Source organism: Blastococcus sp. URHD0036 (assembly GCF_000701365.1).
Classification (GTDB): Bacteria; Actinomycetota; Actinomycetes; order Mycobacteriales; family Geodermatophilaceae; genus Trujillonella.
Map to the genome: position 1 here is coordinate 1 of NZ_JNIK01000002.1, position 24,453 is coordinate 24,453.

Annotated in this window: 23 protein-coding genes; 9 read left to right on the plus strand and 14 right to left on the minus strand. The window is 73.1% G+C overall.

Annotated elements, in window-relative coordinates:
- From N555_RS0101345 to N555_RS0101385, 9 genes are all read right to left on the minus strand, one after another.
- A partial coding sequence (locus N555_RS0101345; protein WP_029429705.1) for a mycofactocin-coupled SDR family oxidoreductase occupies positions 1 to 827 on the minus strand: 827 nt, incomplete at its 3' end.
- A 46-nt stretch (positions 828 to 873) separates the two neighbouring features.
- Complete coding sequence (locus N555_RS0101350) at positions 874 to 2,349, minus strand: aldehyde dehydrogenase family protein (RefSeq protein WP_029429706.1); 1,476 nt, start codon at positions 2,347 to 2,349, stop codon at positions 874 to 876.
- A gap of 58 nt (positions 2,350 to 2,407) precedes the next feature.
- Positions 2,408 to 3,250, minus strand: coding sequence for an NAD(P)-dependent oxidoreductase (locus N555_RS0101355; protein ID WP_081865892.1), 843 nt, complete (start codon positions 3,248 to 3,250; stop codon positions 2,408 to 2,410).
- 34 nt (positions 3,251 to 3,284) lie between these two features.
- Positions 3,285 to 4,412: an amidohydrolase family protein gene (locus tag N555_RS0101360; RefSeq protein WP_029429708.1), complete on the minus strand. Its 1,128-nt coding sequence runs from the start codon at positions 4,410 to 4,412 to the stop codon at positions 3,285 to 3,287.
- A gap of 85 nt (positions 4,413 to 4,497) precedes the next feature.
- A complete protein-coding gene (locus N555_RS0101365; RefSeq protein WP_197028870.1) occupies positions 4,498 to 5,343 on the minus strand; it encodes an NAD(P)-dependent oxidoreductase in 846 nt (281 codons plus the stop codon).
- A complete protein-coding gene (locus tag N555_RS0101370; protein ID WP_034508293.1) occupies positions 5,340 to 6,566 on the minus strand; it encodes a CaiB/BaiF CoA transferase family protein in 1,227 nt (408 codons plus the stop codon). The genes N555_RS0101365 and N555_RS0101370 overlap by 4 nt, the downstream gene beginning before the upstream one ends.
- A 314-nt stretch (positions 6,567 to 6,880) precedes the next feature.
- A complete protein-coding gene (locus tag N555_RS0101375; protein ID WP_029429711.1) occupies positions 6,881 to 8,380 on the minus strand; it encodes a class I adenylate-forming enzyme family protein in 1,500 nt (499 codons plus the stop codon).
- A gap of 61 nt (positions 8,381 to 8,441) precedes the next feature.
- Positions 8,442 to 9,689 carry an acyl-CoA dehydrogenase family protein gene (locus N555_RS0101380; protein WP_029429712.1) on the minus strand — a complete coding sequence of 416 codons (1,248 nt, stop codon included), beginning with the start codon at positions 9,687 to 9,689 and terminating at the stop codon, positions 8,442 to 8,444.
- 28 nt (positions 9,690 to 9,717) lie between these two features.
- Entirely contained in the window at positions 9,718 to 10,848 is a 1,131-nt protein-coding gene (locus N555_RS0101385) for an acyl-CoA dehydrogenase family protein (RefSeq protein WP_029429713.1), read from the minus strand.
- Positions 10,849 to 11,113: 265 nt separating this feature from the next.
- Between N555_RS0101385 and N555_RS0101390 the strand changes: the two genes are divergently transcribed.
- From N555_RS0101390 to N555_RS0101405, 4 genes are all read left to right on the plus strand, one after another.
- Positions 11,114 to 13,021 (plus strand): 2-oxoacid:acceptor oxidoreductase subunit alpha, encoded by a 1,908-nt coding sequence (locus N555_RS0101390; protein WP_029429714.1) that lies wholly within the window; start codon positions 11,114 to 11,116, stop codon positions 13,019 to 13,021.
- A complete protein-coding gene (locus N555_RS0101395; protein ID WP_231502564.1) occupies positions 13,018 to 14,100 on the plus strand; it encodes a 2-oxoacid:ferredoxin oxidoreductase subunit beta in 1,083 nt (360 codons plus the stop codon). The genes N555_RS0101390 and N555_RS0101395 overlap by 4 nt, the downstream gene beginning before the upstream one ends.
- Positions 14,101 to 14,248: 148 nt before the next feature.
- Positions 14,249 to 14,641: an ArsR/SmtB family transcription factor gene (locus N555_RS0101400; protein WP_051683540.1), complete on the plus strand. Its 393-nt coding sequence runs from the start codon at positions 14,249 to 14,251 to the stop codon at positions 14,639 to 14,641.
- A 115-nt stretch (positions 14,642 to 14,756) separates the two neighbouring features.
- Positions 14,757 to 15,554, plus strand: coding sequence for an enoyl-CoA hydratase/isomerase family protein (locus N555_RS0101405; RefSeq protein WP_029429717.1), 798 nt, complete (start codon positions 14,757 to 14,759; stop codon positions 15,552 to 15,554).
- Positions 15,555 to 15,598: 44 nt separating this feature from the next.
- On the opposite strand, the gene N555_RS29035 is transcribed toward N555_RS0101405, so the two are convergent.
- Entirely contained in the window at positions 15,599 to 16,501 is a 903-nt protein-coding gene (locus N555_RS29035) for an FAD-dependent oxidoreductase (protein WP_029429718.1), read from the minus strand.
- A gap of 175 nt (positions 16,502 to 16,676) precedes the next feature.
- On the minus strand, positions 16,677 to 17,711 hold the full coding sequence (locus N555_RS0101415) for a LacI family DNA-binding transcriptional regulator (RefSeq protein WP_051683541.1): 1,035 nt from the start codon (positions 17,709 to 17,711) through the stop codon (positions 16,677 to 16,679).
- A gap of 407 nt (positions 17,712 to 18,118) precedes the next feature.
- Here N555_RS0101415 and N555_RS0101420 point away from each other — a divergent pair, with 407 nt between their 5' ends.
- The 3 genes from N555_RS0101420 to N555_RS0101430 all read left to right on the plus strand — a co-directional run bounded on the left by N555_RS0101420 (position 18,119) and on the right by N555_RS0101430 (position 19,898).
- Positions 18,119 to 18,448, plus strand: a complete 330-nt coding sequence (locus N555_RS0101420) for a hypothetical protein (protein ID WP_029429720.1) — start codon at positions 18,119 to 18,121, stop codon at positions 18,446 to 18,448.
- Between the two features lie 88 nt (positions 18,449 to 18,536).
- On the plus strand, positions 18,537 to 19,472 hold the full coding sequence (locus N555_RS0101425; protein ID WP_029429721.1) for a VOC family protein: 936 nt from the start codon (positions 18,537 to 18,539) through the stop codon (positions 19,470 to 19,472).
- A gap of 42 nt (positions 19,473 to 19,514) precedes the next feature.
- The gene (locus N555_RS0101430) at positions 19,515 to 19,898 is read left to right on the plus strand and encodes an ester cyclase (RefSeq protein WP_029429722.1); all 384 of its coding nucleotides are present in this window, start codon (positions 19,515 to 19,517) and stop codon (positions 19,896 to 19,898) included.
- Here N555_RS0101430 and N555_RS0101435 read toward each other — a convergent pair.
- Positions 19,895 to 21,115, minus strand: coding sequence for an MFS transporter (locus tag N555_RS0101435; RefSeq protein ID WP_029429723.1), 1,221 nt, complete (start codon positions 21,113 to 21,115; stop codon positions 19,895 to 19,897). The two genes, N555_RS0101430 and N555_RS0101435, sit on opposite strands and share 4 nt — an antisense overlap.
- 188 nt (positions 21,116 to 21,303) lie before the next feature.
- On the opposite strand from N555_RS0101435, the gene N555_RS0101440 reads away from it, so the two are divergent.
- Entirely contained in the window at positions 21,304 to 22,338 is a 1,035-nt protein-coding gene (locus N555_RS0101440) for an AAA family ATPase (RefSeq protein ID WP_231502565.1), read from the plus strand.
- Positions 22,339 to 22,512: 174 nt separating this feature from the next.
- A complete protein-coding gene (locus N555_RS0101445; protein ID WP_231502566.1) occupies positions 22,513 to 23,337 on the plus strand; it encodes a vWA domain-containing protein in 825 nt (274 codons plus the stop codon).
- Here N555_RS0101445 and N555_RS0101450 read toward each other — a convergent pair.
- Both N555_RS0101450 and folE read right to left on the minus strand, forming a co-directional pair.
- The gene (locus N555_RS0101450) at positions 23,334 to 23,825 is read right to left on the minus strand and encodes a pyridoxamine 5'-phosphate oxidase family protein (protein ID WP_029429726.1); all 492 of its coding nucleotides are present in this window, start codon (positions 23,823 to 23,825) and stop codon (positions 23,334 to 23,336) included. The genes N555_RS0101445 and N555_RS0101450 overlap by 4 nt on opposite strands.
- A complete protein-coding gene (gene folE, locus N555_RS0101455) occupies positions 23,822 to 24,427 on the minus strand; it encodes a GTP cyclohydrolase I FolE (RefSeq protein WP_029429727.1) in 606 nt (201 codons plus the stop codon). The genes N555_RS0101450 and folE overlap by 4 nt, the downstream gene beginning before the upstream one ends.
- Positions 24,428 to 24,453 lie beyond the last annotated feature (26 nt).

Here is a 24,453-nt window from a genome sequence, read left to right on the forward strand (position 1 = left end):
CCGGCGTCCACGCGGAGCTGGAGACCGGTCACGTAGCGGGACTCGTCCGAGGCGAGGAAGAGCACCGCGTTGCTGATGTCGATCGGCTCGACGTAGGGGATCGGGAGGAGCTGCTGGGCCGGGAAGGCCAGCAGCGCGTCCTCGCGGGTCGGGTTCTCCAGGTCCGGCCGGAACGCCCGGTACATCGGGGCGCTGTTCAGCATGTTCGTGTTGCAGTTGGTCGGGTGCACCACGTTGGCCCGGATCATCCGGGGGGCGACGTTGCGCGCGATCTCGTGCATGAACTCCGACAGCTGCAGCTTGGCGTAGCCGTACCCGGCGCCACCCGGGTCCTCCCCCGCCTGCGCGATGCCGGCGCCGGTCATGAACGCCGCGGCCGACCCGGTCGCGATGATCGAGGCACCGTCGGGCAGGTGCGGCAGCGCCGCGTGGACGGCGTTGACGACCCCGAGGAAGTTGGTGTCCACGACGTCGGTCCAGGCCTGCAGCTTGGGCTCGCCACCCAGCGGCATGATGCCGGCGTTGGCGACGACGACGTCGACCTTGCCGAGCTCGGCGATGCCCTGCTCCAGCGCCGCGGCCAGCTGGCTGCGCTCACGGACGTCGGCCTCGACGGTGACGATCCGCCGGTCGTGCGCCTCGACGAGCCGGGCGGTCTCCTTCAGGTCGTCCGCCGAGGACAGCGCGTACTCGTTGGTCGCGATGTCCTTGCAGATGTCGACCGCGATGATGTCGGCACCCTCCTCGGCCAGCCGCACCGCATGGCTGCGGCCCTGGCCACGAGCGGCACCGGTGACGAAAGCGACCTTGCCCTCAACACGTCCCACGGGGATGTCTCCTGTTCTTCTCTGGTCTGTCTGCTGTGCCCGGCGGTCAGTCGACCGCGGGGAAGGCGATGGTCTTGACCTCGAGGAAGTCCTCGAGACCCTCGGCACCCCACTCGCGGCCGAGGCCGCTCTGCTTGTAGCCGCCGAACGGGGACTGGACGTCGAACCACTGGGCGCCGTTGACCCCGACCGTGCCGGTGCGCAGGCGGCGGGCCACCCGCATCGCGCGGTCGGCGTCGGCGCTGTACACGGCTCCGGAGAGGCCGAAGATCGTGTTGTCGGCGATCCGGATCGCGTCCTCCTCGTCGTCGTAGGGCAGCACGACGAGGACGGGACCGAAGATCTCCTCCTGGGCGACCGTGGACTTCGGGTCCACGTCGGCGATCAGGGTCGGCGGGACGAAGTAGCCCTTGTCACGGTCGAGCGGCTCGCCGCCGTAGGCGATCCGGCCGCCCGCGTCCTTCGCCGACTGGATGTAGCGCATGATGCTGTCGCGCTGCCGGGCGTTGACGACCGGGCCCATGACGGTGCCGGGGTCGGTGGGGTCGCCCCACGGGATGTACGGCATCACGCCGGCGGCGATGGCGATCGCCTCCTCGTAGCGCGCGCGAGGCACCAGCAGGCGGGTCAGCTGCGCACAGCCCTGACCGGCGTGGGCGCACACACCACCGGCCAGCATCGGGATGATCGCCTGGAAGTCGGCGTCCTCGAGCAGGATCGCCGCGGACTTGCCGCCGAGCTCCAGGGTGACCCGCTTGACGGTGGCGGCGGCCGCGGCCATGACCTTGCGACCGGTGGCGGTCGACCCGGTCAGCGTCACGTGGTCGACGTCGGGGTGGGTCGCCAGGATCTCGGCGACCGAGTTGTCGCTGGTGGTGACCACGTTGAACACGCCGGCCGGGATGTCGGTGTGCTCGGCGGCGATCGCGCCGAGGGCCAGCGCGCTCCACGGGGTGTCCGGCGCGGGCTTGAGCACGACCGTGCAACCGGCGGCCAGCGCGCCCGCGATCTTGCAGATGTTGAGGTAGAAGGGGTAGTTCCACGGCGTGATGGCCGCGACCACGCCCGCCGCCTCCCGGCGGATGACCCGGTCGACCCGGGTGCCCATCAGGTCCTTGGTCGGGACGGCGCGCTCGAACTCGTAGGTCTCGAGCATGTCGATGTAGTGGTCGAAGAACCCGATCGGCGCCTCGAGCTGGATGCCCTGGGTGAGCATCACCGGCGATCCGGTCTCGGCGATCACCTGGCCGCGGAGCGTCTCCACCTCGGCGCGCAGCGCGTCGCGGAGCTGGATGAGGCAGCGGCGGCGCAGCGCCACGTCCGTCGACCAGTCGGTGGTGTCGAACGCCCGCCGGGCCGCCCCGATCGCCCGCTCGACGTCGGTGGCGTCGGCGTCGGGCACCGAGCCGATGACCTCCTCGGTCGCCGGGTTGACGTTGTCGAAGGTGCGGCCCGTGCCGGCGGGCACCAGCTCGCCGTCGATGAGCATGCGGTCCACGGCGTAGGTCCCGGTGCTGGCCATCTGGGTCTCCTCTTCGGGGTGCGTCACGGCGACGGTGCCGGGACGGTGGTCGGACGGGTCAGGCACTCGCGTCGGCGAGCAGCAGCGCGCGGTGCTCGGGGAGCAGCAGGTCGGCCAGCACGCGGTGCGGCCCGTCCATGACGCCGAGGTCGACGCCCAGCTGCGCGGCGACCTGCTTGACGACGGCGACGTCCTTGCCGACGAACTCGCCGACGGCCTGGCCGAAGGCGGCGATCGAGCCGGCGTGGGCCGCGCCGCCGAGGGCCCGGCTGCTGCCACTGCCGCTGGTGATCCCGCGCAGCACGGCGCCCTCGTCCAGGCCCAGCTCCCCGGCCAGGCGCACGGCCTCGGCGAGGATGCCGATGTTCGCCGCGAAGACGGCGTTGTTGATCAGCTTCACCTGCTGGCCGGCACCGGTCGGGCCGAGGTGCACGATCGGGTCGCCGTAGGCCGACAGCACCGGCCGTGCGCGCTCCAGCCCCGCCTCGGTCGCCCCGGTGAAGAGGGTGACGGCCCCGGCCTCGATGTCGTGCGGGCCGCCACTGATCGGGGCGTCCACCACCTCGATGTCCTTCGCCCGGCCGCGCTCGGCGATGGCGGTCGCCGTGAGCGGGCTGCCGGTGGTGTGGACGACGACGAGGGTGCCGGGGTCCATGTGGTCGAGCAGGTCACCGTCGACGGCGATCTCGCGGACCTGGGTGTCGCTGTAGGGGCAGAGCAGGACGGCCTGTGCGCCCCGGGCCACGGCGGCGACGTCGTCCACCGGGACGGCGCCGAGCGCGGCGACGGCGTCGCGGGCGGCGTCGGACCGGTCCAGGACGTTGACCTGGTGACCGGCGGCGACCAGCCGGCCGATCATGGGCCGGCCGATGCGGCCGGCACCGATGAATCCGAGCGTCACGCGTGCTCCTCGAGGTGGGTGGTGGGGCACCGGGTCAGGCGGCGAACCGGAAGAGGCGGCGGGCGTTGCCCGCCGCGATCAGCCGGGCCTCGTCGTCGGGGACGTCGACCAGCTGCTCGCCCAGGACCTTGCGGGTGTGCGGCCAGTTCGAGTCGGCGTGCGGGTAGTCGCCGGCGAAGAGGATCTGGTCGACGCCGATCGCGTACCGCTGGTCGATCCCGGCCTGGTCGGAGGTGAAGCAGCCGTACACGTGGTCGCGGAAGAGCTCCGACGGCCGGCGGTCGGCGTCCACCCCGGACCAGAAGCGGTGCCGTTCCCACGAGTAGTCGGTGCGCTCGAGGACGTAGGGGATCCAGCCGATGCCGGCCTCCGACAGCACGACCCGGAGCCCCGCGAAGCGGTGGAACACCGGCGACATCAGCAGCTCGACGCACGCCATGACCGAGCCGACGCCGAACAGCGCGATGCTGACGAACGCGTCGGCGTCGCGCGCCACCCCCTGCGGCGCACCGCAGGAGCCGAGGTTCATCGAGACCGGGAGCTCGGCCTCCTCGCAGGCGCGCAGCAGCGGGTCCCAGTGCCCGGTGCCGTACGAGGGCAACCCCAGGCGGTGCGGCGCCTCGAGCAGGCTCACCGACCGTGCCCCGAGGGCGGCCGTCCGCTCGACCTCCGCCACCGCGGCCGGCACGTCCCAGAACGGCACGAGGACCAGCGGGATCTGGCGGTCGGGGGCGTAGTCGCACCACTCGTCGAGGACGAAGTCGTTGTAGGCCCGCACGCACGCCGCGGCCAGTTCCGGGTCGCGGGCCCGGGAGAAGGTCGTGCCCGCGGCGCCGGCGAACGTCGGGAAGCACAGCTGCGCCCACACGCCGTCGGCGTCCATGTCCCGGATCCGCTCGGCGATGTCGTGGCAGCCGGGGCGCATGTCGGCGTAGCCGCGCGGCGCCAGGTCGATGTCCCGCGGGTCCTTGCCGGCCACCACGTCGAGGCCGAAGTCGGCGACCGGCTCGCCCTCGAACAGCCAGACGTCGCGACCGTCGGCGCCGCGGTCGACCTGCGGAGCGGCCTCCCGGTAGCGCAACGGCAGCCGGTCGAGCCACAGCCGGGGGTGCTCGACGACGTGGTCGTCGGCGGAGACGACCCTCGTGTCGTCGGGCAGCATGGTCAGTCCCCCAGCAGCAGGGCGGCGCAGCGGCGAGGAGCCGGCCGGGCGGACCCGGCCGGCTCCTCGCACACGGGAGTGCAGGTCACCGCTGGCAGCCCATGGAGTCCAGCGCCGCGTCGGCCGCGGTCAGGACGGTCCCCGGCTCGGCGCCGGCGGCGCGGGCCAGGTCGACGACCAGCCGGGTGTCCTTCTGCAGCAGCGGACCGGCCATGGCGCCCATCGGGCCGAGGACGAAGTCCGGACCGCGGAGGACGTTGACCGCGAAGCTGTTGCCGCTGCCGTGGCTCAGCACGGTGCTCAGCTGCTCGGGGTCGACCTCGAGCGACCGGGCCAGCGCGTACGCGCTCTCCAGCACGCCGAGGTTGGCCGTGAGCATCAGGTTGTTGATCAGCTTCGCCCGCTGGCCGGCGCCCACCGGGCCCAGGTGCACGATCGGGTTGGCGTAGGTGGCGAACACCGGCCGGACCCGCTCGAGCGTCTCGGCGTCGCCGCCGACCATCACGAGCAGCTTGCGCGCCTCGGCACCCATGCCACCGCCGCTGACCGGGGCGTCGATGAGCGTGATGCCCTTCTCCGCCGCCTGCTCGGCCAGCCGCCGGCAGGTGTCCGGGTGCACGGTGCTGTGGATGACGATGACGCCGCCGGAGGCCATCGACGACAGGAGTCCGCCGTCGCCGGCGACGACCTGCTCGACGCCGGCGTCGTCGACGACGCAGACGCAGGCGATGTCGACCCGCGACCCCAGGTCGGCCGGGGAGGACGCGTACTCGGCCTTCGTGTCCGAGTAGGCGTCGAGCGTCTCCTGCCGGCGGGCCCACAGGACCGTCGCGATGCCGTCCTCGACGATCCGCCGGGCCATGGGGCCGCCCTGGCTGCCCAGTCCGATGAAGCCGACCCGGTCGGTCGTCGGCACAGTCGTCTCGGTCACGTGACGGCGCCGGCGATCTTGAGCTGGATGGCCTCCTCGTCGGAGAGCCCGAGCTCGGCGAGGATCTCGTCGGTGTGCTCGGCGAACAGCGGCCCGCGGGTGAGCTTCGGGGCCTCCCGGTTGAAGTGCACCGGGTTGGTGATCAGCTTGCGCGGGTTGCCCTCGGCGTCGGTGACGTCGGCGACGTTGCCGGTCGCGAGCAGCTGCGGGTCGTTGCCGACCTCGTAGGTGTTCTGCACGACCGCCCACTGGCCCTCCATCGCCGTGAAGGCGGGGAGCCACTCGTCCTTGGTCTTCTCGGCGATGATGTCGGAGACGATCTCCGCGGCGACCTTGGAGTTCTGCATCAGCTTCTCGGCCGAGTCGAAGCGCTCGTCGGTGGCGAGCTCGGGGTGGCCGATCTTCTCGACGAAGTCGGGCCAGTAGCGGCCCGGCTGCAGCATGACCAGGTTGAGGTACCGGCCGTCCTTGGTCTTGTAGGTGCCGGTCAGCGGGTTGGAGATGTTGCCCGCCTTGGGGTCGAACTTGGGCAGCGGGCCGCCGGCCATGAGCGCCAGGCCGATGTTCATCTGGCCGGCCCAGGCGCCGACGCCGAGCAGCGAGATGTCGACGGTCGCCGCCTCACCGGTGCGCTCGCGGGCGAACAGCGCCGCCGAGATGCCACCGGCGATGGTCATGCCGCCGATGTTGTCGCCGTAGGCGCCACCGGGCTGCTGGATCAGGCCGTCGTAGCCCAGCGGGGTCGCGGTGTCGGCGCCACCGGAGCGCGACCAGAAGGCCGTGCCGTCGTAGCCGCCCTTCTCCGCCTCGGCGCCGGCGTAGCCGAAGGCCGAGCCGACCGCGTAGATGATCTTCGGGTTGATGGCCCGGATGTCCTCGATGTCGATCTTCAGCTTGCGCCGGGCCTCGGGGAGGAAGTTGGTGAGGAAGACGTCGCTGGTCTTGACGAGCTCCTCGAGGACCTTGCGGCCCTCCGGCTTCTCCAGGGAGAGCCCGAGGCTGCGCTTGCCGCGGTTCGGGCCGTCCATGATCGGGGCGAAGCTGTTCTTCCCGGTGACGTCGTGACCGAGGGCCTTCACCAGGCCGCGCTGCGCGTCACCCTTCTCGGCGTGCTCGACCTTGATGACGTCCGCGCCCCAGTCGGCGAGCACGGCGCCGGCAGAGGGCACGAAGGTGAACTGGGCGACCTCGAGGACACGGACGCCATCCATCGGCTTCAACACGCGATGCAACCTCAGCTTCTCGACAGGGGGAACCGCCCGGCAGGACCCGCCGGGCGGTCAGGCGAGTCGGGACGCCCGCCCGGTCCTCGCGGACCGTGCGGGCGTGCAGGTCACGGAGACCGCCCTCACGCCTGAGTCGAAACGGAGTATATCCATCGAAGTGTCGAACTCAAGGGCCAGGTGCGTCCTGGCTCACAGTGGGCACCCGGCCTCCCCCGCCCTCTCCGACGAGGCGCTGACCACGGCAAACAGCCGGCCGGCCGCCGCCCCGAGAGCTCGGGAGCAGCGGCCGACCGGCTGAGGTGCGCGGGCGTTCAGGCGGGCTGGGTGCTCGTCTCGGTGACCAGCGCGACCAGCTCGCGGCGGACCACCTTGCCGGTGGGGGTGGTCGGGAACTCCTCGACGAAGAGCACGCGGTCGGGGGTCTTCGAGCCGCGCAGCCGCTCCCGGACCCACTGGCGCAGCTCGTCCTCGTCGGCCCGGCTGCCCGGACGCAGGAGCACGAAGGCTCCGATGACCTGTCCCCACTCGACGTCGGGCACCCCGGCCACGACGGCCTCGAGCACCGCGGGGTGCCGGCCGAGGACGTCCTCGATCTCGGCGGGGGCGATGTTCTCGCCGCCCCGGATGATCGTGTCGTCGGAGCGGCCGCGGACGAAGATGAAGCCGGCGTCGTCGACGTAGCCGCGGTCGCGGGTCGGGAACCAGCCGTCGGACTGCACCTTGCTGCCCTGCTCGAGGTACTCACCGGCGACCTGCGGGCCGCGGACGACGATGTCGCCGACGACGCCGGGCGCACACACGGCCCCCTCGTCGTCGTGCACCTGGATCTCCACCGACGGCAGCGCCCGGCCGACCGAGCCGAGCCGCGCACGCACGGCCGGGTCGTCGGAGGCCACGGCGTCGCGGTGGTCGTCGGGGCCGAGGACGGCGATGGAGGAGGCGGTCTCGGTCAGGCCGTAGGCGTTGACGAAGCCGGTGGCCGGGAACAGCTCGAGCGCCTTCTCGATGATCTCGGCGGCGATCTTCGCCCCGCCGTAGGACACCGACCGCAGCGATGCCGGCCCCTGCGTGCCGCGGGACTCCAGCTCGGCCACGATCCGGGCCAGCATCGTCGGCACGACCATGGCGTGCGTGATGCCCTGCTTCTCGACGACGTCGAGCCACTCACCGGGGCTGAACACGTCGAGGTAGACCACGCGACGACCGGCGTACAGGTTCGACAGGCAGTTGGCGACCGCGGCGATGTGGTACGGCGGCACGCTGACCAGCGTCGCGTCGCTCTCCTCGACCGACGCGAACTCCACCGAGCCGAACAGGTAGGCGGTCAGGTTGCTGTGCCGCAGGACGGCGCTCTTGGGTGCCGCCGTCGTGCCACTGGTCATCAGCAGGACGGCGACGGACTCGGAGTCGATCTCGTAGGCCTGCAGCGGCGCGGCGTCGACGGCCGGGAGCGAGGCGAACTCGTCGATGCCGATGGTCCGCGCACCCGGGACCCGCTCGGGGGTGTCGGTGACCACGAGCGGCGCGGTCTGCCGGCTCATGACCTCGGTCAGCTGCTCCTCACCGAGCCGGTAGTTCAGCGGGAGGAACGGCACGCCGGCCAGGGTCGCGGCGAAGAGCGCGACCGGGAAGCCGGCGCCGTTGGGCCCCAGGAAGACCAGCCGGTCGGCGCCGAGCGAGGCCACGTGGGCCGCACCCGCGGTGGCCTTCGCGCGCAGCGTCGTCCCGGTCAGGCCGTCCTCCCGGTTGCCGATCAGGACGCGGTCGGGCATCCCGTCGGCGACCATGTCGAGGATCATCGCGAGGTTCATCGGGGGCTCCGGGTGTTCGGGATGGGGCGGGCGCTGGCGGGTCCGGGCGGGACCGTACCGGTCACGCCCGCCCGCGCTTGACCTGGTTGAAGGGGATGTCGCGGTCGTTGCTCTGCTCGCGGGGCATGCCGAGCAGCCGCTCGCTGATCTGGTTGCGCCCCATCTCGGTGCTGCCACCGCCGAGGCTGGCACCCTGGCGGCTCAGGTAGGAGACGCCCACCCGGCCGGTGATGCCCTCCTCCGTGCCGACGCCCGCGGCGATCTGCGCGCCGGCGATCTCCATGGACAGGTCGGTCGAGCGCTGCGCGGTCTCGGCGTGGAACAGGCGCAGCAGCGCGGCGCCGGGCGCGGGCAGCGCGCCGGTTCCGATGGCGCGGCTGACGCGGCCCACCATCTGGTTCTGGACCGTCTCGTTGGCCAGCCACTCGCCGACCCGCTCCCGGACCCCGATCTCGCCGGCCCGGCCGGTGGCCTTGGCCACGGTGAACGGCGACTGGCCGCCGAGGGCGCGGGGACGGCCGGCCTGACCGCTGACGAAGGGCGAGCCGCCGCCGACGGCGTTGCGCTCGTGGAACAGCTGACGGGACGCGACGGCCCAGCCGTTGTTCACCTCGCCGACGACGTTGGCCACGGGCAGCGCGAGGTCGGTGAAGAACTCCTCGCAGAACTCGCGGGAGCCGTTGACCATCTTGACCCGGTTCATCTGCAGGCCCGGGGCCTTCGTGGGGATGAGGAACATCGTGAGCCCGCGGTGCTTGGGCACGTCCCAGTTCGTGCGGGCCAGGCCCAGACCCCAGTCCGCGGCGTAGGCCGACGTGCTCCACGTCTTCTGCCCGTTGAGGATCCAGGTGTCGCCGTCGAGCTCACCGCGGGTGAGCAGGCCCGCCAGGTCGGAACCGCCGCTGGGCTCGGACAGGAACTGGCAGAAGACCTCGTCGCCGCGGATGGCCGCCGAGATGCGCTCGCGCTTCTGCTCCTCGCTGCCCATGTCGAGCAGCGTCGCGCAGACGATGCTGAACGTCGGGATGTTGAGCTGCACCGGCATCTCGTAGCCGGCGGTCTCCTCGGTGAACGCCCGCTGGTGGGCGGGGCTCAGGCCCAGGCCGCCGTACTCCTGCGGGAAGCAGATCCCGGCGAAGCCGCCGGCGTACAGCGTCTTCTGCAGCTCGCGGGCGCGCACCCACTCCTCGTCGTCGTCACCCAGGGCGGGCAGCGCCGCGTTCTCGTCCAGGCGCGGCATCGTGTCGGCCAGCCAGGCGCGGGCCCGGGAGCGGAACGACTCGACGCTCTCCATCTCGGCAGTCGTCATCACAGATCAGCCCTTCGCAGCAGCGGGGTCAGAGGGAGGAGAGGTCGGCGAGCCGGCGGCGGTGGTCCTCGGGCGTGCCGTAGAGCGCCCGGTCCGACGTCGCACGGCGCAGGTAGAGGTGCAGGTCGTGCTCCCAGGTGACGCCGAGGCCGCCGTGCAGCTGGACGCAGTCCTGCAGGATCCACTGGGCGCGCTCGGCGACGAAGGACTTCGCGACGCTGACCAGCTGGGCGGCGTCCGGCGAGCCGGCCTGGACGGCCTCGGCCGCGGCCTGGGTGGTGGCGTGGCAGGCCTCCAGCCAGGTGCGCATGTCCGCGTAGCGGTGCTTGAGCGCCTGGTAGGACGCCAGGGGCCGGCCGAAGGAGTACCGGTCGAAGCCCCACTGCAGGGTGACGGCGAACATCCGGTCCAGCCCGCCGCACAGCTCGGCGCACTGGATGAGCAGGGCGACCTGCAGCTGCCGCTCGAGCACCTCGGGCGTGGTGGCCGGCGTGCCGACGACGGCGTCGGCGCCGACGACGACGGCGTCGAACCGCACCTCGGCGAGGGGCCGGGACAGGTCCAGCGCCCACTGCGGGGACACGGTGACCCCCGGGGTGGCGGTGGGGACGAGGAACTGCGCCACGCCCTCGGGGGTGGTGGCCGTGACCAGCAGCAGGTCGGCCTCGGTGCCCGCCTCGACCCGGTCCTTCGTCCCGTCCAGGCGCCAGCCGTCGGGGGTGGCCGTCGCCGTCACGTGCGCGGCGTCGGGGGCCCACTGGCCGCCGGGCTCGTAGACCGCCCACGTGGCGATCTGCTCGCCGGAGACGAGGGCCTCGATGTCGGCGGAGTGGTCGGGGCCGGTGCCGTGGGCGGCGACCAGCCCGGCGAGCACGACGTTGACCGGCAGGAACGGCCCGGCGGCGACCACCGAGCCGAGCTCCTCGGCCAGCAGCGTCAGGTCACGGATGCCCTCGCCGGAGACGCTGCCGCCGCCGAGCTCCTCGGGGACGATCGTGGCCGCCCAGCCCAGCTCGGCACCCCGCTGCCAGGCGTCCCGGTCCCACGGCACCTCCCCCGCCTCGAGCCGGCGGAGCCGGTCCAGCGAGTGGTCCTTCTCCAGCAACGACCGGGCCGAGGCCTGGAAGAGCTTCTGGTCCGCCGTGAGCTCGAGCTCCACCGGTTCTCCTGTTCCACGTCGTGGGCCTGTCGTCCGGGGAGCCGCCGTCGCGGGGTCGAGGTGGACCCCTGCACAGGAGGCCGGAACACCTCCGGCCGGCGGCTCGGCCACGGCTGCGCGCGCCCGGGCAGACCCTCGGCGAGGAGACCACGGGGTGAAGAAGCTTGTCAATCCATCGAAGCTTGTGCGTTACTCGTGCCCGCCGCCCGGTGACACGTGTCACCGGCTGCCGCCGCTGCCCCCGGAACGAGGACGAACTCCCCTCATGACGTCCACCGACACCCGACCCCCGACCGGCGACGCCCCCGGGCGCCCGTCGCAGCCGACGGTCGTCCGCCGCGACCGCGTCGTCATCCGGTTCGCCGGCGACTCCGGCGACGGCATGCAGCTCACCGGCGACCGGTTCACCTCGGAGACCGCCAGCTTCGGCAACGACCTGTCGACGCTGCCGAACTACCCGGCGGAGATCCGCGCTCCCGCCGGCACGCTGCCGGGGGTCTCCTCGTTCCAGGTCCACTTCGCCGACTTCGACATCCTCACCCCCGGCGACCGGCCCGACGTGCTCGTCGCGATGAACCCCGCGGCCCTCCGCGCGAACATCGGCGACCTGCCCAAGGGCGGGATCGTCATCGTCAACACCGACGAGTTCACCCCGCGGAACCTGACCAAGGTCGGCTACGCCGGCAACCCGCTCGAGGACGACTCGCTCGCCGACTTCCAGGTGCACCGCGTGGCCATGGCCACCCTCACCCGGGGCGCGCTGGAGTCGACCGGGCTGTCCAAGAAGGACGCCGAGCGCGCGAAGAACATGTTCGCCCTCGGCCTGCTGTCGTGGATGTACTCCCGCCCGCAGGGGAGCACCGAGCGCTTCCTCCGCGAGAAGTTCGCCAAGCGCCCCGACCTGGCCGAGGCCAACGTGCTCGCCTTCCGCGCCGGGCACGCCTACGGGGAGACCACCGAGGCGTTCGCGGTCGTGTACGAGGTCGCCAAGGCGAAGCTGCCCGCCGGCACCTACCGCCAGATCACCGGGAACACGGCCCTGGCCTACGGCATCGTGGCGGCCACCCACGTCACCGGCCTCGAGGTGCTGCTCGGGTCCTACCCGATCACCCCGGCGACCGACATCCTCCACGAGCTCTCCCGGCACAAGGCCTTCGGCGTCACGACCGTGCAGGCCGAGGACGAGATCGCCGGCGTCGGCGCCGCCCTCGGTGCCTCGTTCGGCGGGCGGCTCGGGGTGACGACCACCTCCGGCCCCGGCGTCGCCCTCAAGGCCGAGACCATCGGCCTGGCCGTGGCGCTGGAGCTGCCCCTGCTCGTCATCGACGTCCAGCGCGGCGGCCCCTCGACCGGGCTGCCGACGAAGACCGAGCAGGCCGACCTCCTGCAGGCGCTGCACGGTCGCAACGGCGAGTCCCCCGTCCCGGTCATCGCCCCGCAGACGCCGGGCGACTGCTTCGACGCCGTCCTGGACGCCGTCCGCATGGCGGTGACCCACCGGACGCCGGTGATCCTGCTGTCCGACGGTGCGCTCGCCAACGGGTCCGAGCCGTGGCAGGTGCCCGACGTCGCCGCGCTGCCCACCGTCGACCCGGCCTTCGCGACCGAGCCGAACGCGCCCGACGGCTCCGGCGCGTTCTGGCCCTATCTCCGTGACCCCGGGACGCTCGCCCGCCCGTGGGCGGTCCCCGGCACGCCCGGGCTCGAGCACCGCATCGGCGGTCTGGAGAAGGCCGACGGCTCCGGGTCGATCTCCTACGACCCGGCCAACCACGAGCGGATGGTCCACCTGCGGGCGGCGAAGGTCGCCGGCATCCCGGTGCCCGACCTCGAGGTCGACGACCCGGGCGGGGCCGCGGAGCTGCTGGTGCTCGGCTGGGGCTCGACCTACGGCCCGATCGGTGCCGCCGCCCGCCGGGTGCGGGCGATGGGCCGCGACGTGGCGACGGCGCACCTGCGCCACCTCAACCCCTTCCCGGCGAACCTCGGCGAGGTGCTGGGCCGCTACCGCGCCGTCCTCGTGCCCGAGATGAACCTCGGGCAGCTGGCCTCGCTGCTGCGCTCCCGCTACCTCGTCGACGCCCAGAGCTACACGAAGATGACCGGCCAGCCCTTCAAGGCCGAGGAACTGCAGGACGTCTTCCTGACCCACATCCCCGGAGCCCACTCGTGAGCATCGACCTCGGCATGCCGCAGCTCGGCGGCCTGGACCTCGTCCCGCAGGCGGAGGCGCCACAGACGGCGAAGGACTTCACCTCCGACCAGGAGGTGCGCTGGTGCCCCGGCTGCGGTGACTACGCGGTGCTCGCCGCCGTCCGCTCCTTCATGCCGACGCTGGGCATCAAGCGGGAGAACACCGTCTTCGTCTCGGGCATCGGGTGCTCCTCCCGCTTCCCGTACTACATGGACACCTACGGGATGCACTCCATCCACGGCCGGGCGCCGGCGATCGCGACCGGCCTGGCCGTGGCCCGCCCGGACCTCTCGGTGTGGGTGGTGACCGGCGACGGCGACTCCCTGTCGATCGGTGGCAACCACCTGATCCACGCCCTGCGCCGCAACGTCAACCTGAAGATCCTGCTGTTCAACAACCGGATCTACGGCCTCACGAAGGGCCAGTACTCCCCCACCAGCGAGACCGGCAAGGTGACCAAGTCCTCCCCGATGGGCTCGGTCGACCACCCGTTCAACCCGGTCTCGCTGGCCCTGGGCGCCGAGGCGACCTTCGTCGGCCGGGCGATCGACTCCGACCGCAAGGGCCTGACCGCGGTCCTGCAGGCGGCCGCCGCCCACCGCGGCACCGCCCTGGTCGAGATCTTCCAGGACTGCCCGATCTTCAACGACGGGTCCTTCGACGTGCTGCGCTCGCCGGAGACCGCGCCGCAGCGGCTCATCAAGCTCACCGACGGGGAGCCGATCCGCTTCGGCCCGGTGGGAGACGACGGTCTCGGCACGTTCGCCGTCGTCCGGGAGGGCTTCGGCCTGCGGGTCGCGGAGGCGGCGGACGTCGACCCGGCCGACGTCGTCGTCCACGACGCGGGCGACGTGCACCTGGCCTTCGCGCTGTCCCGGCTGTCGGACCAGGACCTCACGCACACGGTGACCGGCGTCTTCCGGGACGTGCAGCGCACGACCTACGACGACGCGGTGCGCGCGCAGGTCGGCGCGGCCCGGGCGACGGCGGAGCGGGCGGGCGGCCCCGACCTGCAGTCCGTGCTGCGCGGTGCGGACACCTGGACCGTGGAGGACTGAGCGCAGCCCCGAACGGGGGTCCAATCTGGAATGAACCCGGTCTGTGGGACGGTTCACCGCACAAGCGGGTGGGCATGACGACGCCGAAGCGTTAGATTGACATTCGTTGAACTACTGAGCGTGAGCGAGATCCGGAGGGGCCCGCGTCATGACCCGTGAAGCCGTCGCAGCGACGGAGGTCTTCAAGGCACTCGGAGACCCCATCCGGTGGAACATCGTGCAGCAGATGGCGCAGCAGGAGGAACTGGCCTGCAGCGTCCTCGAGGACACGCTCCCGGTCTCCAAGCCGACCATCAGCTACCACACCAAGATCCTCACCCAGGCCGGGCTGATCGAGGTGCGCAAGCGGGGCCGCAACTACTTCTACTCCCTGCGTCGCGAGGTGCTGCGGTCGCTCATGGACGAGATGTGGCTGCTCGCCCCCGGGCCGCGCCTGGTCAGCAGCGACGGCGAGGGCACCGGTGACCGCGCCGAGCGGCCGGTCCTCAAGGCCGCGGTCGGCGACGACACCTCGCGGTCGGCCGCCCTCCTCACCTGGTAGCTCCAGACCTCACCCGGAAGGGGCCCGTGCCACTGGCACGGGCCCCTTCCGCGCTCGTGGGCCGGGTCCGCTGACGTAGGGTCCTGCCCGCTCTCGACAGAGAAGGGGACGACTCATGGCGGCCGATTCCGGCAGCGCGGTGCTGGTGACCGAACCGGCGAAGGGCGTCCGGTTGGTGACGCTCAACCGGCCCGGCGTGCGCAACGCGATGACCGCGGAGATGACCGTGGCCTGGAACCGCGCCCTCGACGGGATCGCCGAGGACCGTGACACCCGCGTCGTCGTCGTGACCGGCGAGGGCAGCTCGTTCTGCTCCGGCGCCGACCTCTCCTGGCTCGACCAGGGGTCCGGCGAGGACGTGACGATCGACCGGCTGCGCGACCGGATGCTGCCCTTCTACCGCAGCTGGCTGCGTCCGCGGCAGCTGCCGTTCCCGGTGCTCGCAGCCGTCAACGGCGCCACCGTCGGGGCCGGCGTGTGCCTGGCCCTCGCCTGCGACCTGCGCTTCGCCGCCACCGGTGCCCGGTTCAGCACGCCGTTCATCTTCCGGGGCACGCACGGCGGGATGGGCGCGACCTGGCTGCTCCCGGAGGCCATCGGGGTCTCCCGGGCCCGCGAGATGCTCTTCACCGGCCGCGAGGTCGCGTCGGCCGAGGCGCTCGAGTGGGGCCTGGTCACCGAGGTGGCCGACGACGTGCTGCCGCACACCCTGGCGGTCGCCGAGCGCCTCGCCGAGGCCGCACCGATCGCCGCCCGCCTGACCAAGACCGGGCTGGAGCAGGCGGCCGCGGGGCTGGAGGCGTCCCTGCAGTGGGAGGCGATGGCCCAGCCGGTGACGATGACGACCGACGACCTGCACGAGGGGATCGCGGCCTTCCGGCAGAACCGGCAGCCGCGGTTCCTCGGTCGCTGAGCCCGGGGAGCTGACCGGCCGGCGGATCCGCCGGCCCGGACGGCTCAGCCGACCGAGCGCAGGTGGCCGCGGCGGGGCCGGCCCACCGCGGCGGCCCGTCCGGCCCGCCGACCGGCCGCGGCCTGCAGGGCACCGGCCTCGGGGAGCAGCGGGGCGGGCCCGGTCAGCTCCGCCACGGCGGCGTACAGACCGGGCACCTCACCGGCGTCGCCGACGGAGAGCTGGCCGGTCGCCGGGTCGACCCGGAGCTCGGCCAGCGCCTCGGCGCAGGTGCCGGCGCCGGTCTCGCGCGCGCACCAGGCCCGCACCTGCAGCTCGGGGGTGGGCACGGAGGCGCTGGTGCCGACCAGGCTGAGCCGGCGGCGGACCGCGCCGACGGCGGGCCGCGGGACGACGCCGGCCGCCCAGACCGCCGGTCCGACGAAGTCCCACTCGGCACGGGCGGCGCCCAGTACCACTGCCGGCGCGGAGACCGTGCCGACCGTCGCGGCGTCGTGCCAGACCGACTCGGCGGTACGGCGCAGCATGCGCGAGAGACGCGCGGACGGTCGCGCGGCCCACGTACTCAGCCGGTCCAGCCACCAGTAGCGGGCACCCGGCACGCTGCGCGGGTCCACGGCGGCGAAGCCGACACCGGTCACCCGGCCGCCCTCGACGACGAGCTCGTGGACCGCCGTGTGCCGGCGGACCTCGACCCCGGCGGCCACGGCGTCGGCGCGCAGCGCGGCCGGCGAGGGCACCGCCGGGCCACGGCGCGAGCGGAGCCGGCGACCGACCCGGAGCGCCCGCTCCCGGCCGGGCGTGGTGGGCAGGACCGGCCGGACGCGGACGCCGCGGCGGTCCAGGACGAGGACGCGGGCACCCGAGCGGGCCGCCTCGAGGGCGGCGGCCGCACCGGCCGTGCCGAACCCGACGACCACGACGTCGTAGTCCTCAGTTGCCCACATCGGCCAGCCTCCTCGCCAGCGCGCACCTCGCCGGGAGACCCGGCGCTGTGGGCCGGATCACCCGGCCACGGCGACCGTACGGAGCCCGGTGACACGTGTCAACGGTCACGTGGCACTTTGTGCCAGCGTTACCGGAAACGGCTCGGTAGGGCCGTCGGCCGCCGGACCGCGGAGGTCAGGTCGTCGCGCCCTGGAGCACGCTGAAGGTGTCGTCGAAGTCGTTGACCGCCGGCTCCTGGCTCCCGCCCAGGGCCTGCCGGATGGCCTGCCGGATCGAGCTCACCGAGGTGCGGACGTCGAAGGTGACGGTGCTCAGCCGGGGCTCCACCAGCTGCCCGACACTGCCCCCACCGACCCCGACCACCCCGACGTCCCCGGGGACCGCCGCCCGGAGCGCCAGCGCGGCGAAGGTGACCGCCACGGCGACCTCGTCGTTGGAGCAGGCGATCCCGACGGGCCGGCCCCGCGTCCGCAGGAGGTCGCAGACCGCGGTCTGGGCGTCGGCCGCACGCAGCGGCACGCTGATCCTCGCCGGCTCCGGGAGCCCGGCCTCGGCGCAGACGTCGGCGACCACGGTCGCGCGCATCCGGCCGAACGGGTCGTCGCGCCGGTCGTCGAGGTAGGCGTAGGCCAGCTCGGGGAAGCCCCGCTCGATGAGGTGCTCGGCCTGGGCGCGGGCGATCGCGAAGTTCCCCTCGTCCACCCCGTGCACGTTCCGGGGCCGGGGCGACAGCACCGGGCAGCCCTGCTCCTCGAGAGCATCGAGGTCGGCCGGGGAGAGGCTGCCGAGGTCCACCAGACCGGCCGGCCGCAGCGTCTCGACGAGGTGACGCAGCCGGCTGAGGTTGCCCGCAGGACCACCACCCCGGTCGAAGTGCACCACCGCGCTGTAGCCGACGTCGTCGAGATCGGCGGCGATCGCCTCGATGATGTCCTGCACGTTGGTCAGCGTGGTGTTCGGCACCGCGAGCACGACGAGGTCGCTGCGCCCGAGGACCAGCGAGCGGCCGGCCGCCGACGGCACGTACGCGAGCTGGGCCACGGCCTCCCGCACCCGCTCCACCGTCTCCTCGGAGAAGCGGGTGACCTGCCCGTTGAGGATGTGGCTGACGGTGGAGCGCGAGACACCGGCCAGCCGTGCCACGTCCGCGCTCGTCACCCCCGGACGCCGGGGCGTCGGGGGCAGCACCGTCAGCCGCTCCGACTCCATCGACACCGGCGACTCCGAACGCTCGGGGCTCCCCGCGCGGGAGCGCGGCAGCCGGGGGGCGGCACAGCACCGGTCGGGGCCGGCCGCGAGGCGACGCAGTGTGACCCACGTCGTCGGTTCGAAGTATTTACGATCTTCCACCTGCTCGTCTACCTTCGGGAGAGCGCCACCTCCGGAGCAGGCGGGCGCCTGGTCAGGACAGCGAGGTGGGCCGTGCCGTCGTCCGGACCCCCCGTGGCCCTGTGCCCCCGCCCGGATCCCGGGCCGCCCGTCGCGCGACCGGGCGCTCCCGCCGGCACCGTCGAGGTCGCCGTGCTCCGCCACTGAGTCCCCGTACCGCCTCCCGCGGGGCCGTCCTCGGCCGCGCGGGGTCCCCCTCCCACCCCGGCACCCCGAGGAGCACCGCCATGGCCCAGGGCCTGATGATCGCCTACAGCAGCGCCACGCCCGGCAGGGACGCCGACTACGAGAAGTGGTACGACGGGATCCACATCCCGGACGTCCGCGCCGCCATCCCGTCGATCACGGCGGTGCACCGCTACCGGCAGGTCGACCTGCAGGGCGGCGGGGGCGCACCCCGGTACCTCGCGGTGTACGAGCTCGGGGACGCCGACGTCGCCACCGCGGCCGGGCAGCTCGGCGCCGCCGGCGCCGCGGGGCGGCTGCGCATGACCGACGCCATGGACACCACGGACAACCCGCCGGACCTGCAGTGGTTCGCCGCCGCCGACGCCTGAGCGGCTCCGGGGCGCACGCACACGACCACCGCTCCGCGACGCGACCGGCGACGACGGACCAGCTCACGACGAGGAAGAGGAACGAGCAGTGAAGAAGCAGGTGAAGGTCACCGGGGACTTCGGCCTCGGTCAGATGGTGCACGTCGTCCACATGGCCGACGACGCCCAGAAGCTCCGCGAGTTCTACGAGCGCGTCTTCGGCGGCTTCGTCTACATGGGCATCGAGGAGCCGAACTACCTCGAGGTCGAGGACCGGCACGCCACGCTGCTCATGATCTCGGATCTGTGCATCGAGACCATGGCGCCGGCGCACCCGGTGAACCCGGAGCTGCCGGTCGGGAAGTTCTTCACGAAGTTCGGCACCCACCTGCACTCGGTGGGCTACAAGGTCGACGACCTCGGTGGGCTGGTCGACCGCCTCGTGTCGCAGGGCATCTACATCGGCCGTCCCGGCGGCGGGAAGGTCGAGAAGGCGACGCCCGAACTCGGCTACTGCTACCCGAGCCCGCGCGACACCTACGGGCTCATGGTCGAGCTGTGCATGCACGACATGCCCAACGACCCGCGGGACGAGGAGACCTGGTCGTCGCTGCAGAAGATGTGGCAGTCGCACCCGCTCACCATCGAGCGCTTCACCTACGTGACCCTCGGCGTGAAGAACCTGGACAAGGCCGTCGAGACCTACGTCGACGAGTTCCAGGCCATCCCGATCGAGCACGGCGTGGACCCCGACCTGCAGGCGAAGTACGCCACGCTCCAGCTGGGCGACTGCCTCCTGCAGATCGCCGAGCCGCAGTCGGCCGACTCCGACCTCGGCCGCCACGTCGCCCAGTGGGGCAACATGATCTACAGCCTCCGGTTCAAGGTCACCGACCTCGACTCCGCCGAGGCGTGGCTCACCAAGCAGGGCGTCCGCTCCACCCGGCTCCGCGACACCCTCCTGATGACCGACCCGGAGGACTCGTTCAACGCGCCGATCTTCCTGAGCACCGAGGAGATCCACGGCGACCCCTTCGCCGGCTGAGCACCCCGCCGGCCCCGCGCCGGGAGCCCCTAGGCTCCCGGCGTGGAGTCGGAGCCGCGGGACGTCGTCGCCCGCTACTGGGACGGGTTGTGGCACCGGCGTGACCCGGCGGTGGTCGACGAGCTGATCGGCGAGCCCTACGTGCGGCACTCCTCCGCGGGGACCCGCGCCGTGAGCCGCAAGGAGTTCAAGCGCGAGCTCGCGTCCGCCTGGCGGCTGCTGCACGACGCGTCCACGACCGTCGAGGACCAGGTGGCCGAGGGCGACCGGGTGTGGACCCGTGCGACCACCCGGGGGATCAACCTGGACACCGGCGAGATGTCGGTGGTGACGTGGCTGACCATCCACCGGCTCGAGGGCGGCCGCATCGTGGAGTCCTGGACCGCGACGCTGCCCGGGGTCGACTGGCGCCCGCCCGCCCGCTAGCCGAGGTCGCGGAGCACGTCCTCGCGGGCCAGCCGGCCGCGGGTGAACAGCGCGAAGACCGCCATCACGGTCAGGACGACGACGCACATCCCGCCCAGCACCCAGCGCAGCCCCACCGCGTCGGCGAGGGCGCCCAGCGGGAGCGCGGCGATGCCGAACGCCCCGAAGCTCAGCATCATCAGGCCCTGGATCCGGCCGTGGTAGGCCATGTCCGACAGGCCCAGCAGCAGGGACTGGTTGGCCGTCTGGAAGGCGAGGCTGGCCCCGCCGATGGCCAGCAGGACGAGAACGGCGACCCAGAACACCGGGGCGAGCGCGAGCGCACCGACCCCCAGCCCGAACGCGAAGCCGGCCATGACGAAGACCCTGGTCTGCGAGCCACGGTACGACCGCCTGCTCATCAAGACGCCGACCGTCACGGCTCCGATCGCCGACGTCGCGGACAGGACGCCGTAGCCCGCGGACCCCAGCCCGAACAGGTCACTGGCGACCGTGGGCAGGAAGGCGAGGTAGGGCATCCCGGCCATGACGACCCCGAAGCCGCAGAGCAGCAGGGCCGACAGCTCCGACCGGCCGGCCACGTAGCGGAACCCGTCGGCCAGTTCCTCCCACGGTGACGTCGTCGGCCCCTCGTCGCTCCCCCGCCCGGCCGGCAGGGCACCGGTCATGACCAGGCCGACCGCCGCGAGCACGGCGCTGGCGAGGAACACCATCTCGATGCCGAAGCTGACCGACCCGACCAGCACCCCGGCGACCGCGGGCCCCACCACTCGGCTGATCTCGCTGTTGACCAGGAGCATGGAGACGGCGCCGGGCAACGAGCCGTCCGGCAGCACCTCGGCCAGGAACGCCATGCGGGCGGGCCCGAACAGCGCGAACGCGGCCGCCTGGATCATCGAGGAGCCGAGCAGCATCCAGTACTGGACGACGTCGAACGCCACCGCCAGCCCGATCCAGGCGCTGGAGGCGGCGAGCATCCCGATCGACACCTGGAGCACCAGCCGCTTGGGCAGCCGGTCGGCCGCGACCCCGCCCCAGGGGGTCGCCACCAGCATCGCGACGCCGAAGGCCAGCAGGACGCCGCCCAGCGCGGCGTTGGACCCGGTCAGCTCGAAGGCGAGCCATCCCCGGGCGATGGTCTGGGCCATCACGCCGAGGAAGATCACGGTGGCGTTCACGTAGAGGACGGCGAACGGCCGGATCCGCAGCAGTTCCATCGGCCGTAGCGGCGACGGGGGCACCACAGTCGCGAGCCCGCCGCTGGTCTCACCGGTCATGGTGCCTCGCAGGCGGATCAGGGGAGGCCCCTCCGGAACGCCGCCCTCCGGTGAGCCTTTCGATACAAGTCATAACATGGCCTGGGACGGCGACCGGGACAACGGCCGCGCCCGAGCGAGGAGGATCCGTGGCGACAGCGGCCGAGCGACCCGACGAGGTGCTCCCGGGCGACCGTGGGGCCGGGCTCCCGGGCGGGGACACCGTCATCACGGGGTCCCGTGTCGCCGGCGCCGACGGTGCCTCGGTCCGCGACATCCGCCGGCGCGTCGCCCGCCACCTGGTGGGCCGCGACCGCGAGCTCGACCTGCTGCTGGCCAGCGTCTCCGCCGGCCGCGACGTGCTCCTCGAGGGCCCGCCCGGCACCTCCAAGTCGACGCTGCTGCGCTCGATCACCACCGAGTGGGGCATCCCGCTGCTGTTCGTCGAGGGGAACGCAGACCTGACGCCCACGCGGCTCGTGGGACACCACAGTCCCGCGCGGGTGCTGCGCGAGGACTACACCGCGGACAACTTCGTGGCCGGCCCCCTGGTCGACGCCATGCGGTCCGGTGGCTTCCTCTACGTCGAGGAGTTCAACCGCGCTCCGGAGGACACCCTCAACACGCTGCTCACGGCCATGGCCGAGCGGCGCATCACCGTCCCCCGGGTCGGCACCGTCGAGGCCCTGCCCTCGTTCCGGGTCGTCGCGTCGATGAACCCCTACGACAACATCGGGACCACGCGCCTGTCGACGTCGGTGTACGACCGGCTGTGCCGGCTGGCCATCGACTACCAGGACGCCGAGGCCGAGCGCGGCATCGTCGGCCGGCGCACCGGCATCGAGTCGCCCCGGCTGATCGCCGACGCCGTCGCCCTCACCCGGGCCACCCGCGAGCGCGACGACGTCCGCCAGGGCAGCAGCGTGCGCGGGGCGATCGACCTCGCGCTCGTCGCCGCCCAGCTGGCCACCATGCGGGCCGTCCCGCTGCCGGACGAGCCGTCGGTCGCGCCGCCGCGCGGCCTGCCCGAGGAGTACACGGCGGTGGTGCTCGACGCGCTGATGCTGGCGCTGTCGGGGCGGATCTTCCTCGACGAGGCGCTGGAGTCCACCCCCGAGCACGTGCTCCGGGAGATCTGGGAGGACCACTTCCTGCTGCTGCCCTCGGCGGCCGACCCCGGTTGAAGGACGATCGCCGCCGACTCACCGGTCGAGCGGCGGAGCGGGAACCGGCGCGAGTCGCCGCGGGGCGGCCGGCCGCTGAAGCGCAAGCCCAAGCAACTGACCGAGCAGCCGTCGCTGTTCACGCCCAGCTCGGGCGGCGGTGGGCTGACGCTCACCGGTGGGGACCGCCGGCGGATGAAGCAGGGGGCCACTCCCCCGGGCCGGACGGCGCGCGGCGCCACCGACGAGGAGGGCACGGTCATCGCCCTGGCCGACCTCGCCGCCGCCGACGCGGCCGAGGCACGGGTGCGCCAGCGCGCCCGGGAGATCGCCCGACGGCTCGCGGTGGCCCGGCCGCCACGGGAGCGCCGGCCCCGCCGCGGGGTCGGTGAGCTGACCAGCCTGCCGTGGAGCGGCGGCTCCGACGAGCTCGACCTGGAGCGCACGCTCGACGCGCTCGTCACCAAGCCCCTGCCCGACGACGACGACGTGATCGTCCGCGAGCGGGTGCGCCGCCGGCGGTCCGTGGTCCTCGTGGTCGACGTCTCCGGGTCGATGCGCGGCGAGCGGATCCGCACGGCGGCCGCGACCGTCGGCGCGCTGGCCGGGGAGCTCGCCCGCGACCGGCTGTCGGTCGTCGCGTTCTGGTCCGACGCCGCGGTGCTGGTCCGGATGGGCGAGCCGGCCGATCCGGCGAAGGTGCTCGACCTGCTCGTCCGCATGCCGGCCCAGGGGCTGACCAACGTCTCCTTCGCGCTGGAGACCGCCGCGGCCCAGCTGTCCGGCGTCCCCGCCCGCGACGGGCGGGTGCTGCTGCTGTCGGACTGCGTGCACAACGCCGGCCCGGACCCGCGGCTGGTCGCCGCCCGCCTGCCCCGGCTCGACGTCATGCTGGACACCACCGGCGAGGACGACGTCGACCTGGGTCGCGACCTGGCCCGGGCGGGTCGCGGCCGGTGCCGGTTGGTCGCCGGCCACCGCGAGGTGGCCGCGGCGCTCAGCTCGGTCTTCGCCCCCTAGCCGCGGGGGGCACCCAGCTTCCGGAAGTCCCAGCTGACGAGCTTCTCCGGGATGATCCGCAGCCAGGCGTGCCGCCCGTCCGGGACGTAGGTGTCGGTGCCGCCGTACTTGAGCGCGAACGCCCGCTCGACCGGGGCCAGCTCCGGGTCGTCGGCGTCACTGCGCGGCACGTCTCCCACCGGCTCGGCCCGGCCGGTGATCTCGACGCCCCTCAGCTCGGTGTACTCCACCCCCGTGTCGACGACGACCGCCACCCGGGGGTCGCGGACCAGGTCGGTCCAGCGCTGGCTGCGGGTGAGGGAGTTCAGCCAGAGCGCACCGCCGTCCCAGACGAACCACAGCGGGGCGACGTGCGGCCGGCCGTCGCCACCGGCCGTCGCCACCCGGCAGGTCCGCTCCGTGCCGAGGAAGCCGTCGACCTCCTCGGCGGTCATGGCGATGGCCCGGCCGCGGCGCTGGCTCTTCGGCCCCCCGCCCAACCCGCTCATCGGCCCAGCACCAGCGACATGGCCTCGGCCCGGGTGGCCGCGCTGTCGCGGAAGAGGCCGCGGACCGCGGAGGTGGTGGTGACCGCGCCGGGTTTGCGGATGCCCCGCATGCCCATGCAGAGGTGCTCGGCCTGGATCACCACGAGGGCGCCGCGCGGCTTGAGCACGTCGTGCAGGGCGTCGGCGATCTGCCGGGTCATCCGTTCCTGCACCTGGGGCCGGCGGGCGTAGACGTCGACCAGCCGGGCCAGCTTCGACAGGCCGGTCACCCGCCCGTCCTCGCTGGGGATGTACGCGATGTGCGCCACGCCGTGGAAGGGGACCAGGTGGTGCTCGCAGGTGGAGTACATCGGGATGTCCCTCACGAGGACGAGCTCGTCGTGGTCCTCCTCGAAGGTGGTCGCCAGGATCTCCGCCGGGTCCTGGTCGAGGCCGCCGAAGGTCTCCGCGTACGCGCGGGCGACCCGACCGGGGGTGTCGCGCAGACCGGGCCGGTCGGGGTCCTCCCCCACGGCCAGCAGCAGCTCCCGCACGGCCGCCTCGGCACGGGCGGCGTCGAACGGCGGCCGCCGCCGGCCACCGGACGTGTCGATCGAGGGCATGGACGCCTCCTCGGCATCACAGGCAC

What these genes read in the sequence shown, in the direction of transcription:
- N555_RS0101420 (WP_029429720.1), top strand. Translation starts at nt 18,119, where the DNA reads ATGGCCCAGGGCCTGATGATCGCCTACAGCAGCGCCACGCCCGGCAGG.
- folE (WP_029429727.1), bottom strand. Translation starts at nt 24,427, where the DNA reads ATGCCCTCGATCGACACGTCCGGTGGCCGGCGGCGGCCGCCGTTCGAC.
- N555_RS0101375 (WP_029429711.1), bottom strand. Translation starts at nt 8,380, where the DNA reads ATGAACCTCGCGATGATCCTCGACATGGTCGCCGACGGGATGCCCGAC.
- N555_RS0101415 (WP_051683541.1), bottom strand. Translation starts at nt 17,711, where the DNA reads ATGGAGTCGGAGCGGCTGACGGTGCTGCCCCCGACGCCCCGGCGTCCG.
- N555_RS0101405 (WP_029429717.1), top strand. Translation starts at nt 14,757, where the DNA reads ATGGCGGCCGATTCCGGCAGCGCGGTGCTGGTGACCGAACCGGCGAAG.
- N555_RS0101380 (WP_029429712.1), bottom strand. Translation starts at nt 9,689, where the DNA reads ATGACGACTGCCGAGATGGAGAGCGTCGAGTCGTTCCGCTCCCGGGCC.
- N555_RS0101360 (WP_029429708.1), bottom strand. Translation starts at nt 4,412, where the DNA reads ATGCTGCCCGACGACACGAGGGTCGTCTCCGCCGACGACCACGTCGTC.
- N555_RS0101400 (WP_051683540.1), top strand. Translation starts at nt 14,249, where the DNA reads ATGACCCGTGAAGCCGTCGCAGCGACGGAGGTCTTCAAGGCACTCGGA.
- N555_RS0101350 (WP_029429706.1), bottom strand. Translation starts at nt 2,349, where the DNA reads ATGGCCAGCACCGGGACCTACGCCGTGGACCGCATGCTCATCGACGGC.
- N555_RS0101435 (WP_029429723.1), bottom strand. Translation starts at nt 21,115, where the DNA reads ATGGAACTGCTGCGGATCCGGCCGTTCGCCGTCCTCTACGTGAACGCC.
- N555_RS29035 (WP_029429718.1), bottom strand. Translation starts at nt 16,501, where the DNA reads ATGTGGGCAACTGAGGACTACGACGTCGTGGTCGTCGGGTTCGGCACG.
- N555_RS0101390 (WP_029429714.1), top strand. Translation starts at nt 11,114, where the DNA reads ATGACGTCCACCGACACCCGACCCCCGACCGGCGACGCCCCCGGGCGC.
- N555_RS0101450 (WP_029429726.1), bottom strand. Translation starts at nt 23,825, where the DNA reads ATGAGCGGGTTGGGCGGGGGGCCGAAGAGCCAGCGCCGCGGCCGGGCC.
- N555_RS0101445 (WP_231502566.1), top strand. Translation starts at nt 22,513, where the DNA reads ATGAAGCAGGGGGCCACTCCCCCGGGCCGGACGGCGCGCGGCGCCACC.